Annotated in this window: 9 protein-coding genes and 4 pseudogenes; 12 read left to right on the forward strand and 1 reads right to left on the reverse strand. The window is 38.0% G+C overall.

Annotated elements, in window-relative coordinates; all coding sequences use genetic code 11:
* Positions 1 to 76: 76 nt before the first annotated feature.
* From QM865_RS03695 to QM865_RS03720, 6 genes and pseudogenes are all read left to right on the forward strand, one after another.
* Complete coding sequence (locus QM865_RS03695) at positions 77 to 2059, forward strand: peptide ABC transporter substrate-binding protein (RefSeq protein WP_203176477.1); 1983 nt, start codon at positions 77 to 79, stop codon at positions 2057 to 2059.
* Positions 2060 to 2176: 117 nt separating this feature from the next.
* The gene (locus QM865_RS03700; RefSeq protein ID WP_203176479.1) at positions 2177 to 3343 is read left to right on the forward strand and encodes an AI-2E family transporter; all 1167 of its coding nucleotides are present in this window, start codon (positions 2177 to 2179) and stop codon (positions 3341 to 3343) included.
* The gene (locus tag QM865_RS03705) at positions 3333 to 4562 is read left to right on the forward strand and encodes a tetratricopeptide repeat protein (protein ID WP_261046339.1); all 1230 of its coding nucleotides are present in this window, start codon (positions 3333 to 3335) and stop codon (positions 4560 to 4562) included. Before QM865_RS03700 ends, QM865_RS03705 begins: the two co-directional genes overlap by 11 nt.
* A 152-nt stretch (positions 4563 to 4714) precedes the next feature.
* A pseudogene (locus tag QM865_RS03710) lies at positions 4715 to 5384 on the forward strand (MgtC/SapB family protein).
* 263 nt (positions 5385 to 5647) lie between these two features.
* Entirely contained in the window at positions 5648 to 6517 is an 870-nt protein-coding gene (gla, locus tag QM865_RS03715; RefSeq protein ID WP_049491488.1) for an aquaglyceroporin Gla, read from the forward strand.
* A 114-nt stretch (positions 6518 to 6631) separates the two neighbouring features.
* Positions 6632 to 7983: pseudogene (locus QM865_RS03720) on the forward strand (IS3 family transposase).
* 25 nt (positions 7984 to 8008) lie between these two features.
* Here QM865_RS03720 and QM865_RS03725 read toward each other — a convergent pair.
* Positions 8009 to 8251: pseudogene (locus QM865_RS03725) on the reverse strand (lipopolysaccharide biosynthesis protein); the annotation flags it as partial.
* Between the two features lie 440 nt (positions 8252 to 8691).
* On the opposite strand from QM865_RS03725, the pseudogene QM865_RS03730 reads away from it, so the two are divergent.
* The 6 genes and pseudogenes from QM865_RS03730 (at position 8692) to dprA (ending at position 13818) form a co-directional block, all read left to right on the forward strand.
* A pseudogene (locus QM865_RS03730) lies at positions 8692 to 9398 on the forward strand (2-C-methyl-D-erythritol 4-phosphate cytidylyltransferase).
* A gap of 4 nt (positions 9399 to 9402) precedes the next feature.
* The gene (locus tag QM865_RS03735; RefSeq protein ID WP_414306071.1) at positions 9403 to 10425 is read left to right on the forward strand and encodes a ribitol-5-phosphate dehydrogenase; all 1023 of its coding nucleotides are present in this window, start codon (positions 9403 to 9405) and stop codon (positions 10423 to 10425) included.
* Between the two features lie 16 nt (positions 10426 to 10441).
* Complete coding sequence (locus tag QM865_RS03740; RefSeq protein WP_414306036.1) at positions 10442 to 11311, forward strand: phosphotransferase; 870 nt, start codon at positions 10442 to 10444, stop codon at positions 11309 to 11311.
* Positions 11301 to 12179, forward strand: coding sequence for a DMT family transporter (locus QM865_RS03745; protein ID WP_414306037.1), 879 nt, complete (start codon positions 11301 to 11303; stop codon positions 12177 to 12179). Before QM865_RS03740 ends, QM865_RS03745 begins: the two co-directional genes overlap by 11 nt.
* An 11-nt stretch (positions 12180 to 12190) precedes the next feature.
* Complete coding sequence (locus QM865_RS03750; protein WP_000643959.1) at positions 12191 to 12880, forward strand: sugar phosphate nucleotidyltransferase; 690 nt, start codon at positions 12191 to 12193, stop codon at positions 12878 to 12880.
* Positions 12881 to 12969: 89 nt separating this feature from the next.
* The gene (gene dprA, locus QM865_RS03755) at positions 12970 to 13818 is read left to right on the forward strand and encodes a DNA-processing protein DprA (protein ID WP_414306038.1); all 849 of its coding nucleotides are present in this window, start codon (positions 12970 to 12972) and stop codon (positions 13816 to 13818) included.
* The last annotated feature ends 179 nt before the right edge of the window (positions 13819 to 13997 follow it).

Consider the following 13997-nt stretch of genomic DNA (forward strand, 5'->3'; position numbering starts at 1 on the left):
TATTAAGAATGTTTTCATTGATTTACTTAATAAAAGTGCTATAATAATCTTATACAAATTGCAAAGGAGTTTGTTTATGAAAAAACGTGTTTTCTTAGCAGCAGGAGTTGCTGTACTCTCGGCAGCTGTCCTAGCAGCGTGTTCATCTGGTAATGGTAATAAGGATGCTACTAAGCCAGTGACTTATGCCTATGTATTTTCATCAGATCCTTCGACTCTGGATTATACAGTTTCTGGAAATGTCAGCACTAAACAGGTCACAGGTAACGTTATTGACGGTTTGCTTGAAAATGACCAATATGGGAATCTTGTTCCATCAGTTGCAGAAGATTGGACTGTTTCCAAAGATGGTTTGACCTATACCTATAAAATCCGTCAGGGTATCAAATGGTATACCAATGAGGGGGAAGAGTATGGTGAAGTCAAGGCTCAAGACTTTGTGACTGGTCTGAAACACGCAGCAGATAAGAAATCACAGGCTCTTTATCTTGTACAGGATTCTATCAAAGGATTGGATGACTATGTAAATGGGAAAACAACAGATTTTTCTAGTGTTGGGGTAAAAGCAACTGACGATTATACTGTAGTCTATACTTTGAATCATCCAGAATCTTTCTGGAATTCAAAAACAACAATGGGAGTCCTTGCACCAGTTAATGAAGACTTTTTAGCTTCTAAAGGAGATGACTTTGGTAAACCAACTGATGTAACGAGCATTCTATACAATGGGCCTTATCTCCTCAAAGGTCTTACATCTAAGTCTTCTATCGAAATGACCAAAAATCAAAACTACTGGGATAAACAAAATGTCTTTATTGATGATATCAAGTTATCCTTCTTTGATGGTCAAGATGCAGACTCCCTAGGACGCGGTTTTGATGAGGGACATTATCCAGCTGCGCCTCTCTTTAAAAACTCTGCCAACTATGAACGTCTAAAAGAAAAATACAAGGATAATATTGTGTATGGTCAACAGCGTGGAGGAGTTTTTTATATCTCAACCAATATCGACCGTGTAAATTACAATCACACTGCTAAAACAAGTGATGCAGAAAAAACTTCTACTAAGAAAGCCTTGTTAAACAAAGATTTCCGTCAAGCCTTGGCTTTTGCGGTAGATCGTAAAGCAGGGATCTCTCAAGTATTTGGTGATGAAGTAGGACCTCGTAAGTTACGGACAAGTTTCACTCCTCCAACATTTGTACAAGTAGGAGATCAAACATTTGGTCAAGTTACTAAGACAGAATTGGATAAATTGGATAATGTCTGGAAAGATGTCAGCCTTGATGATGCCCAAGATTCACTTCATAATGTAGACAAGGCTAAGGCTAAGTTTGAATCTGCTAAGAAAACTCTTCAAGCTGATGGAGTACAGTTCCCAATTCATTTAGATTTGCCAATTTCTTCATCAAATCCAGATTTTATTCGTCAGGTTCAGTCTTATAAACAATCCATCGAGGAAGCCTTAGGCTCTGAAAATGTGGTTGTTGACATTCAACAGGTTTCTGATGATGAATTGGGAAGTATGACTGTTCTAGCTACTTCCAATGCAAATACTGACTGGGATATTAATGCAGTCAGTGGTTGGAATCCAGACTTTGCTGATCCATCGACTTATCTAGATGTATTTGATCCAACTTCAGGTCCAAGCCTCCTAGGTGCTCTTGGTGTGGCACCAGGAACAGACAATCCAGTTATTAAAACAGTTGGATTGGATAAATACAAAGAACTGATTGATGATGCAAATAGTGAGAAAACAGACCTTCAAAAACGTTATTCCAAATATGCTAAGGCCCAAGCTTGGTTGTCAGATAGTGCACTTGTTATTCCAGTATACTCTGATGGTGCTCAAATGCTAGTGACGAAAATGGTTCCTGGCAGTGGTGCCGGTGGCTGGGTAGGTGATAAGACTAGTGAAAATAGCTACAAGTATCTGAAAATCCAAGATAAGATTGTCACTACTAAAGAAATGGATGAGTTCCGTAAGAAGTTTGCTGATGAAAAAGCCAAATCCAATGCTGATTATCAGAAGAACTTAGACCGTCATATTCAAGACTAATCGAATCTCCTCTTTTGAGGAGATTTTTTATGTAGTGGTCTTCATGTAAGCACTTTAAAAAAGAGTTATTTTGTTTCAAAAATGGTATAATGGGAGAACAATAGAAAGGAAGTATTTATGGATCAAAAAGAGAAACATTTTAGCCTATCTTGGTTTTTTAAGTGGTTTTTAGATAACAAAGCCATTACGGTATTTTTGGTAACCTTGTTACTTGGCTTAAATCTTTTTATTTTAAGCAAGATTAGTTTTCTATTTTCACCTGTTTTAGACTTTTTGACAGTCGTGATGTTGCCAGTCATTCTATCTGGTTTGCTATATTATTTATTAAATCCTATTGTTGATTGGATGGAAAAACGCAAAATCAATCGTGTTATCGCAATCAGTATTGTCTTTGTCATCATCGCTCTCTTTATCATTTGGGGCTTGGCAGTAGCTATTCCAAATCTGCAACGTCAAGTTTTAACATTTGCAAGAAACGTACCAATATACCTCGAAGATGCTGACAGAGTTATTGACGATTTGGTAACCAAGCGTTTATCAGATGATTTCAGACCACAGTTAGAGCAAGTTTTGACAAACTTCTCAAGTCAGGCTACAGTTTGGGCAAGTAAGGTTTCATCTCAGGCTGTTAACTGGGTTAGCGCTTTTATTAGTGGGGCATCTCAAGTGATTGTTGCCTTGATTATCGTTCCTTTCATGCTCTTTTATCTCTTGCGTGATGGGAAAGGCTTGCGTCACTATTTGACCCAATTCATGCCAACGAAATTGAAAGAACCTGTTGGACAAGTTTTATCAGATGTGAATCAACAGTTGTCTAACTATGTTCGAGGGCAAGTGACAGTGGCTATTATTGTAGCAGTAATGTTTATCGTCTTCTTTAAGATCATTGGTCTACGCTATGCGGTTACGCTGGGTGTTACTGCTGGTATCTTAAATCTGGTTCCTTATCTTGGTAGTTTCCTAGCCATGCTTCCTGCCCTAGTATTGGGTTTGATTGCTGGTCCAGTCATGCTTTTGAAAGTAGTGATTGTCTTTATCGTAGAACAAACTATTGAAGGCCGTTTTGTCTCTCCATTGATTTTGGGAAGTCAATTAAACATCCATCCCATTAATGTTCTCTTTGTCTTGTTAACTTCGGGCTCTATGTTTGGTATCTGGGGAGTCTTGCTCGGTATTCCGGTTTATGCCTCTGCAAAGGTTGTGATTTCAGCGATTTTTGAATGGTATAAGGTAGTTAGTGGTTTATATGAACTAGAAGGAGAGGAAGTCAAGAGTGAACAATAGTCAACAGATGTTACAGGCTTTGGAGGAGCAAGATTTAACCAAGGCTGAGCATTATTTCGCTAAAGCTTTAGAAAATGATCCAAGTGACCTTCTTTATGATTTAGCCAACTATCTAGAAGGAATTGGTTTTTATCCTCAGGCAAAGGAAATTTACCTGAAAATCGTAGAGGACTTTCCAGAGGTTCATCTTAATCTAGCAGCTATTGCTAGCGAGGATGGTCAAATCGAAGAAGCCTTTGCCTATCTAGAGGAAATCCAAGCTGACAGTGACTGGTATATTTCGGCTTTGGCTCTGAAAGCAGACCTTTACCAGATGGAAGGTTTGACAGATGTGGCGCGTGAGAAGTTGCTGGAGGCTTTGACCTACTCAGAGGATCCTCTCTTGATATTGGGCTTGGCAGAGTTGGATAGTGAGTTGGAAAATTACCAAGAGGCTATTCAAGGCTATGCTCAGTTAGATAATCGTACTATTTATGAGCAAACAGGTATTTCTACCTATCAACGGATTGGCTTTGCCTATGCTCAGTTAGGGAGATTTGAAACGGCCACAGAGTTTTTAGAAAAAGCCCTGGAGTTAGAATACGATGATTTAACAGCTTTTGAGTTAGCCAGTCTTTACTTTGATCAAGAAGAATACCAAAAAGCTGTCCTCTACTTTAAGCAACTTGATACCATTTCACCTGATTTTGAAGGCTATGAGTATGGTTACAGTCAGGCCTTACATAAGGAACATCAAGTTCAAGAAGCTCTGCGTATTGCTAAGCAGGGCTTGGAGAAAAATCCCTTTGAAACTCGTCTCTTGCTAGCTGCTTCACAATTCTCTTATGAACTGCATGATGCTAGTGGTGCAGAAAATTATCTCCTTACTGCAAAAGAAGACGCTGAGGATGCGGAAGAAATTTTACTCCGTTTAGCTACTATTTATCTGGAGCAGGAGCGTTATGAGGATATTCTAGACTTGCAAAGTGAGGAGCCAGAAAATCTCTTGACCAAGTGGATGATTGCTCGTTCCTATCAAGAAATGGACGATTTGGATACTGCCTATGAGCTTTACCAAGAGTTGGCAGGAGATTTAAAGGACAATCCAGAGTTTCTGGAACACTATATCTATCTCTTGCGTGAATTGGGCTACTTTGAGGAAGCCAAAGTCAATGCCCAAGCTTACTTAAAACTAGTTCCAGATGATGTGCAAATGCAAGAATTATTTGAGACATTGTAAGAATCCATTAGTTACAGAAAACTGCAAGTTATTACTAGAAGATAACTGCGGTTTTTTGTTTTAAAAAGGACAATTTTCAACTAATATATTCTCTTGAAAAAGTTTCAACTAGGATTATAATATAAAATTATGAGTGATAGAGGAGGGAAATAATGCTTGATACGATAGCTCTACCGATTGAAGTCCGATATATTATTCTCATTTTATTGTCTTGTTTTTCTGATTTTATCATTGGCTATGAAATAAAGTCTAAGCACAAGCAGGCTGGGAGAAAGACTCATATTTTGGTTGCCTTAACTGCAACTTTAATGATGATTTTATCAAAAGAAGCTTTCTTGGATACGCCTAATTATGATACTTCTAGGGTTGCGGCCCAAATTGTCAGTGGAATTAGTTTCATTGGTGGTGATGAGGGATAAAAAAATCAGTGGTATCACCACAGCAGCTGGTATTTGGGCAACTGCAGGTATTGGGATGGCGATTGGAGCAGGTTTTGCTTTTCTAGGCTTATTTTGCAGTTTAATTGTTGTCTCTGTTCAGAAAAGTAGCTCCAAATTTTTGAAAAGCGATACTCATTATCATATCAGAATGACTGGATTTGTAACCAATAAACCTTCAATAGATACCTTGAATATTCTCATTGAACAGAAGGGATTTTACAATCTAAATATTGACATGGATAGGAATGAAAGTGGTTATAATCTTACGATTAGAGCAGATCACGATAAATCCATTTCTTACAAAAATATGGCTGAGCTTTTATGGAAATGTGACGAGAATTTTTATATAAATCAGGTTAAGATTGTTTCATTAGAAGGATAGAGTTTTGTTTTCATAGCAAAACTCTGATTGGTGAATGGGGAAAGATACTTCTTATTCCCTATACTATGTATCAGGAGGAATTGACATAAAAGCATCAGATTAGCGTAGATAACATAATGAACTGGGGATATCTTGAAAACAAAGATTAGTTTATAAGTTTTGGAACCGTTTTCTATCACAATCTTTCGGGAAAGTAGTTGCTAAAAGATGTAAAAATTGATAGAATAAGGATTGTCTAAAAAATTTTAAGGAGAATCTATCAAATGGATTTCACATGGGCAATTAAATATGCCACTGAATTTTTGGGAACTGCTATTTTGATCATTCTTGGAAATGGTGCAGTTGCCAACGTTGAACTTAAAGGTACGAAAGGTCACCAAAGTGGCTGGATCGTTATCGCTGTTGGTTATGGTATGGGGGTTATGATCCCAGCATTAATGTTTGGTAACGTATCTGGAAACCACATCAACCCAGCCTTTACTCTTGGACTTGCAATCAGCGGTCTTTTCCCTTGGGCACAAGTTGCGCCTTATATCATCGCACAAGTTTTGGGTGCTATCTTTGGTCAAGCCTTGGTTGTGGCAACACACCGCCCATACTACTTGAAAACTGAAAATCCAAACAACATTTTGGGTACTTTCTCAACAATTTCAAGTTTGGATAATGGTACAAAAGAATCACATTTTGCAGCAACTGTTAATGGTTTTGTAAATGAGTTTGTTGGATCATTTGTTCTTTTCTTTGCAGCCCTTGGAATGACTAAAAACTTCTTTGGTTCTGAAGTGCTTCAATACATGAAACAAATGGCTAGTCAAGCAGGTCAAAATGTTGACTTTTCTGATTTAGCAATCAAAGCCCAAGTAGCACCACATACTGCTTCAGGACTTTCAGTAGCTCACTTGGCACTTGGATTCCTTGTTATGGCCTTGGTAACATCACTTGGTGGACCTACAGGACCTGCCTTGAACCCTGCTCGTGACTTGGGACCACGTCTCCTTCATGCTTTCCTTCCAAAATCAGTTCTTGGTGAGCACAAAGGCGATTCAAAATGGTGGTATTCTTGGGTACCAGTAGTAGCACCTATCGCAGCAGCAATTGCGGCAGTAGCTATCTTCAAATTCCTTTACCTATAAGAAATTTAATTCTCAATACATTGCAATGGATTGAAGAAAAAATAAAAACGCATAATATTGAACTGCACCCCAAAAGTTAGACAGAAAAAATCTAACTTTTGGGGTGTTTTTATTATGAAATTAACTTATGATGATAAAGTTCAGATCTATGAACTTAGAAAACAAGGATATAGCATAGAGAAGCTTTCAAATAAATTTGGGATAAACAATTCTAATATTAGGTACATGATTAAATTGATTGATCGTTACGGAATAGAGTTCGTCAAAAAAGGAAAAAATCGTTACTATTCTCCTGATTTAAAGCAAGAAATGATTCATAAAGTCTTACATGAAGGCTAGACTAAAGATAGAGTTTCTCTTGAATACGGCCTCCCAAGTCGTACGATACTTCTTAATTGGCTAGCACAATACAAGAAAAACGGGTATACTATTGTTGAGAAAACAAGAGGGAGATCAACTAAAATGGGACGTAAACGGAAGAAAACTTGGGATGAAATGACAGAACTAGAGCGACTCCAAGAGGAGAATGAACGCTTACGTACTGAGGTGGCTTACTTAAAAAAGTTAAAAGAGCTGGAAGACAGGGACGAAACCATACAGCGAGAAAGGCAGAGACAATTAGAGAAATGGCTTCAGGAGGATTTCGACTAGATTTACTTCTTGAAGTGGCTCGTTTACCTCGCTCAACTTACTATTATCAGTTGAAGGAACTAGATGGGCTTGACAAAGATAAAGATCTTAAAGCTGAAATTCAAGCTATTTTTACTGAGCACAAAGGAAATTATGGCTATCGCCGAATAACTCTTGAATTGAGGAATCGTGGTCATATAGTAAACCATAAGAAGGTCCAACGTCTGATGAAAATCCTTGGTTTAAGTGCTCGAATTCGCCGTAAACGAAAGTATTCTTCCTACCAAGGAGAGATTGGCAAGAAAGCAGAGAATCTCATTCAACGTCAATTTGAAGGCTCTAAAACAATGGAAAAGTGCTACACAGATGTGACAGAATTTGCCATTCCAGCAAGTACTCAAAAGCTTTACTTATCACCAGTTTTAGATGGCTTTAATAGCGAAATTATCGCCTATAATCTTTCGACTTCACCGAACTTGGAACAAGTGAAAGCTATGTTAAACCAAGACTTCAGTGAGGATCATTACACAAATACTATTCTCCATAGTGATCAAGGCTGGCAATACCAGCATGCATCTTCCCATAAATTTTTGGAGAGTAAGGGAATTCAAGCATCTATGTCACGCAAGGGCAACAGCCCAGACAACGGTATGATGGAATCTTTCTTTGGCATTTTAAAATCCGAAATGTTTTACGGCTATGAGAAGTCGTTTCAGTCGCTTAAGCAATTGGAACAAGCCATTGTAGACTATATCAATTACTACAACAATAAAAGAATTAAAATCAAACTAAAAGGACTTAGTCCTGTGCAGTACAGAACTAAATCCTTTCAATAATTATTTGTCCAACTTTTTGGGGTCAGTACATTCTATTCAGATCTTTTTTGTTATCCTTGACATTACTGATGGCTCGTAAACCGTAGTTATAGACCCCATAAGTCGCAAAGGGCAAGAAAAATGACAAAATAGTGTCAACTGAGTTGAAGTAACCATAGTCAGTACGGTCCAAGACACGCGCGACATAGGTTCCAGTTAGGATGGGAAAAATAATATTTAAGACACGAATTCCCATATAAGATAGAGCATTTAATTTTATACTTTTCATTCAATTTACCTCATTTTTCATTATATCATAAAGTCAGCTAATAAGAAATGAAGGGCAGTAATACTCTTCGAAAATCAAATTCAAACCACGTCAGCGTCGCCTTACCGTACTCAAGTACAGCTTACGGCTAGCTTCCTAGTTTGCTTTTTGATTTTCATTGAGTATAAGTCAAGTAATCACTTTGAAGTTTCAAATATTAATTTTAAGTTTTTTTTAAGGAAACTATATTATTCTGAAGAACTCTAAAATTTCACAGCCATTTATTAGTAATGACTACAGAATTCCTAGTTATTACTAGAAATGGACTAGTTTCTTTGAATAATAGAACTGCTTAACCCTCCTATTCTAGAACGGGAGGTTCGGTATTTCTTTCATGATAGGGCTAGATTGTGGTATAATAGAGAGAATAAGTTTTTTTAGTAAGACAAAGGAGAAAATAGATGATTTATGCAGGAATTCTTGCCGGTGGAACTGGCACACGCATGGGAATCAGTAACTTGCCAAAACAATTTTTAGAGCTAGGTGATCGACCTATTTTGATTCATACAATTGAAAAATTTGTCTTGGAACCAAGCATTGAAAAAATTGTGGTTGGGGTTCATGGAGACTGGGTTTCTCATGCAGAAGATCTTGTAGATAAATATCTGCCTCTTCATAAGGAACGTATCATCATTACAAAGGGTGGTGCTGACCGCAATACAAGTATTGAAAAAATCATTGAAGCCATTGATGCTTATCGTCTGCTTACGCCAGAGGATATCGTTGTTACCCACGATTCTGTTCGTCCATTTATTACACTTCGCATGATTCAAGACAATATCAAACTTTGTCAAGATCATGACGCAGTGGACACAGTGGTAGAAGCTGTTGATACTATCGTTGAAAGTACCAATGGTCAATTCATTACAGATATTCCAAATCGTGCTCACCTTTATCAAGGACAAACACCTCAAACATTCCGTTGCAAGGACTTCATGGACCTTTACGGTTCTCTCTCTGCTGAAGAGAAGGAAATCTTGACATATGCATGTAAAATCTTTGTTATCAAAGGAAAAGATGTGGCCTTAGCCAAGGGTGAATCTTCAAATCTGAAGTTACAACAGTAACAGATTTGAAGATTGTAAAAAGTATGATTGAGAAAGACTAGTGAAATAATTAATCAACTTTATCAACTAACTAAGCCTAAGTTTATCAATGTCAAATACCAGGAAGAGGCTATTGAACAAGAGAATCATATCCTTATCCGTCCCAACTACATGGCGGTCTGTCATGCGGATCAGCGTTACTACCAAGGAAAACGTGATCCCAAGATTTTGAATAAAAAGCTTCCAATGGCAATGATTCACGAGTCATGTGGAACCGTTATTTCTGACCCGACAGGAACCTACGAGGTTGGGCAAAAAGTTGTTATGATTCCTAATCAGCCTCCTATGCAGAGCGATGAAGAATTCTATGAGAACTACATGACAGGGACCCATTTCTTGTCTAGTGGATTTGATGGCTTTATGAGAGAGTTTGTTTCTCTCCCTAAAGACCGTGTGGTGGCTTATGATGCTATTGAAGACACGGTTGCAGCGATTACAGAGTTCGTCAGTGTCGGCATGCATGCCATGAATCGCTTATTGACCCTTGCTCATAGCAGGCGTGACCGAATCGCCGTTATCGGAGATGGAAGTTTAGCTTTTGTAGTTGCCAATATTATCAATTATACTTTGCCAGAAGCAGAGATTGTGGTTATTGGTCGTCATTGGGAAAAGTTGGAACTCTTTTCATTTGCCAAAGAATGCTATATTACTGACAATATTCCTGAGGATTTGACCTTTGATCATGCTTTTGAGTGTTGTGGTGGTGATGGTACTGGACCAGCTATTAATGATTTGATTCGCTACATTCGTCCTCAGGGAACGATTCTCATGATGGGAGTTAGTGAGTATAAAGTCAACATCAATACACGCGATGCCTTAGAAAAAGGCTTGCTCTTGGTTGGTTCCTCTCGTTCTGGTCGCATTGATTTTGAAAATGCGATTCAAATGATGGAAGTTAAGAAATTCGCTAATCGTCTTAAAAATATCCTTTATCTAGAAGAACCTGTAAGAGAAATTAAAGATATTCACCGTGTCTTTGCTACCGATTTAAATACAGCCTTTAAAACTGTGTTTAAGTGGGAAGTATAAGAACTGGAGGTTAATTGTGGAGAAAATCATTAAAGAGAAAATTTCTTCCCTACTTAGTGAAGAAGAGGAAGTCCTCAGTGTTGAACAACTGGGGGGAATGACCAATCAAAACTATTTGGTCAAAACAACAAATAAGCAATACATCGTTAAGTTCTTTGGTAAAGGGACAGAAAAGCTGATCAATCGTCAAGATGAAAAGTACAATCTTGAACTACTAAAGGATTTAGACTTAGATGTAAAAAATTATCTTTTTGATATTGAAGCTGGTATCAAAGTAAATGAGTATATCGAATCTGCAATCACGCTTGATTCAAATACAATCAAGACTAAATTTGATAAAATTGCTCCAATATTACAAACCATTCATGCGTCTGGCAAGGAATTAAGAGGAGAATTTGCTCCTTTTGAAGAAATCAAAAAATACGAATCCTTGATTGAGGAAAAAATCCCTTATGCCAACTATGAAGCTGTTCGAGAAGAAGTCTTCTCCTTAGAGAAAAGACTGGCTGACTTAGGTGTTGATAGAAAATCTTGTCATATCGATTTGGTGCCTGAAAACTTTATCGAGTCACCACAAGGACGACTTTATCTGATTGACTGGGAATATTCATCAATGAACGATCCAATGTGGGATTTGGCTGCCCTCTTTTTAGAGTCTGAATTCACTCGTCAAGAGGAAGAAGACTTCTTGTCTCACTATGAGAGTGAGCAAACACCTGTTTCTCGTGAAAAGATTGCAATCTATAAAATTTTGCAAGATGCTATTTGGAGTCTATGGACAGTCTACAAAGAAGAGCAAGGTGCAGATTTTGGTGACTATGGTGTGAGTCGTTACCAAAGAGCTGTTAAAGGTTTGTCATATTATGGAGGTTCAGATGAAAAATAAAAATGGAGTTTCTTTTGGTCTACTCTCAGGTATTTTCTGGGGTTTAGGTCTAACGATTAGTGCTTATATCTTTTCGATTTTTACAGATTTGTCGCCCTTTGTGGTGGCCGCTGCTCACGATTTCTTGAGTATCTTTATCTTACTAGCTTTTCTCTTGGTAAAAGAAGGAAAAGTTCGTCTCTCAATTTTCTTAAATATTCGCAATGTTAGTGTTATCATCGGAGCCTTGCTAGCAGGCCCTATCGGTATGCAGGCCAATCTTTATGCGGTTAAGTATATCGGAAGTTCCTTAGCTTCATCTGTATCGGCTATTTACCCTGCGATTTCAGTTTTATTGGCTTTCTTCTTTTTGAAGCACAAGATTTCGAAAAATACTGTGTTTGGGATTGTCTTGATTATTGGAGGGATAATTGCTCAGACCTATAAGGTTGAACAGGTCAATTCCTTCTACATTGGGATTCTCTGTGCTTTGATTTGTGCTATTGCATGGGGAAGTGAGAGTGTTCTTAGCTCCTTTGCCATGGAAAGTGAATTGAGTGAAATCGAAGCTCTCTTAATCCGTCAAGTGACTTCATTCTTGTCCTATCTTGTGATTGTGCTCTTCTCTCATCAGTCATTTACAGAAGTAGCAAATGGACAATTGCTAGGTCTCATGATTGTCTTTGCGGCCTTTGATATGATTTCCTACTTGGCTTATTATATCGCTATCAATCGCTTGCAACCAGCCAAGGCTACAGGCTTGAATGTGAGTTATGTAGTTTGGACAGTCTTGTTTGCAGTTGTTTTCTTGGGTGCACCGCTAGATATGCTGACCATTATTACGTCACTTGTCGTCATTGCTGGAGTTTATATTATTATTAAAGAATAAAGGAGATTCGTGTGAAAGCCATTATCTTAGCAGCGGGCTTGGGAACTCGCTTGCGTCCTATGACTGAAAATACCCCTAAAGCCTTGGTTCAGGTTAATCAAAAACCTTTGATTGAATACCAAATTGAGTTTCTCAAAGAAAAGGGAATCCATGATATCATCATCATTGTCGGTTATCTTAAAGAACAATTCGATTACTTGAAAGAGAAATACGGTGTTCGCCTCGTTTTCAATGATAAATACGCTGACTACAATAACTTTTACTCCCTCTATCTTGTAAAAGAAGAATTGGCCAACAGCTATGTTATTGATGCCGATAACTATCTCTTTAAAAATATGTTCCGCAATGATTTGACTCGTTCGACTTATTTTAGTGTTTATCGTGAAGATTGTACCAACGAATGGTTCTTGGTCTATGGAGATGACTACAAGGTTCAAGATATTACTGTTGATAGTAAGGCAGGTCGCATCCTTAGTGGTGTATCCTTCTGGGATGCTCCAACTGCAGAAAAGATTGTCAGCTTTATCGATAAGGCTTATGCAAGTGGCGAATTTGTTGATCTCTACTGGGACAATATGGTTAAGGATAACATCAAAGAGCTAGATGTCTATGTTGAAGAATTAGAAGGCAATAGCATCTATGAAATCGATAGTGTCCAAGATTATCATAAATTAGAAGAAATTCTTAAAAACGAAAATTAAAGATTCCAACATCTGGCTAAAATAGTCGGATGTTTTTTTTGATTTTTTACGAATAGAATAGATGAGTAGAAAAAGAAATGGAGTTATTTATGAAAATCACAAACTATGAAATCTATAAGTTAAAAAAATCAGGTTTGACCAATCAACAGGTTTTGAAGGTCCTAGAATATGGTGAAAATGTTGATCAGGAGCTTTTGTTGGGTGATATTGCAGATATATCAGGTTGCAGAAATCCAGCTGTTTTTATGGAACGTTATTTTCAGATAGACGATAAGCATTTGGAGAAGGAGTTTCAAAAATTTCCATCTTTCTCTATTTTAGATGACTGTTACCCTTGGGATTTGAGTGAAATATATGATGCGCCTGTACTTTTATTTTACAAGGGAAATCTTGACCTCTTGAAATTCCCGAAGGTAGCAGTCGTGGGCAGTCGTGCTTGTAGCAAACAGGGAGCTAAGTCAGTTGAAAAAGTCATTCAAGGCTTGGAAAATGAACTGGTTATCGTCAGTGGATTAGCCAAGGGCATTGACACAGCAGCTCATATGGCAGCTCTTCAGAATGGCGGAAAAACCATTGCAGTGATTGGAACAGGTCTGGATGTATTTTATCCTAAAGCCAATAAACGCTTGCAAGACTACATCGGCAATGATCATCTGGTTCTCAGTGAATATGGACCTGGAGAACAACCTCTGAAATTTCATTTTCCTGCCCGTAATCGCATCATTGCTGGACTTTGTCGTGGCGTGATTGTAGCAGAGGCTAAGATGCGCTCAGGCAGTCTCATTACCTGTGAACGAGCAATGGAAGAAGGGCGCGATGTCTTTGCTATTCCTGGTAGCATTTTAGATGGACTATCAGACGGTTGCCATCATTTGATTCAAGAAGGTGCAAAATTGGTCACCAGTGGGCAGGATGTTCTTGCAGAATTTGAATTTTAATACTCTTCGAAAATCTCTTCAAACCACGTCAGCTTCCATCTGCAACCTCAAAACAGTGTTTTGAGCAACCTGCGGCTAGCTTCCTAGTTTGCTCTTTGATTTTCATTGAGTATAAGAAGAAAGTCCGCTTACTAGACAAACTTTTCTTCTATATATAGGAGCTAAGTCTTGACAGTTAT

Origin of the sequence: Streptococcus mitis (assembly GCF_047462815.1) — a bacterium.
GTDB classification, from domain to species: Bacteria; Bacillota; Bacilli; order Lactobacillales; family Streptococcaceae; genus Streptococcus; species Streptococcus mitis_DO.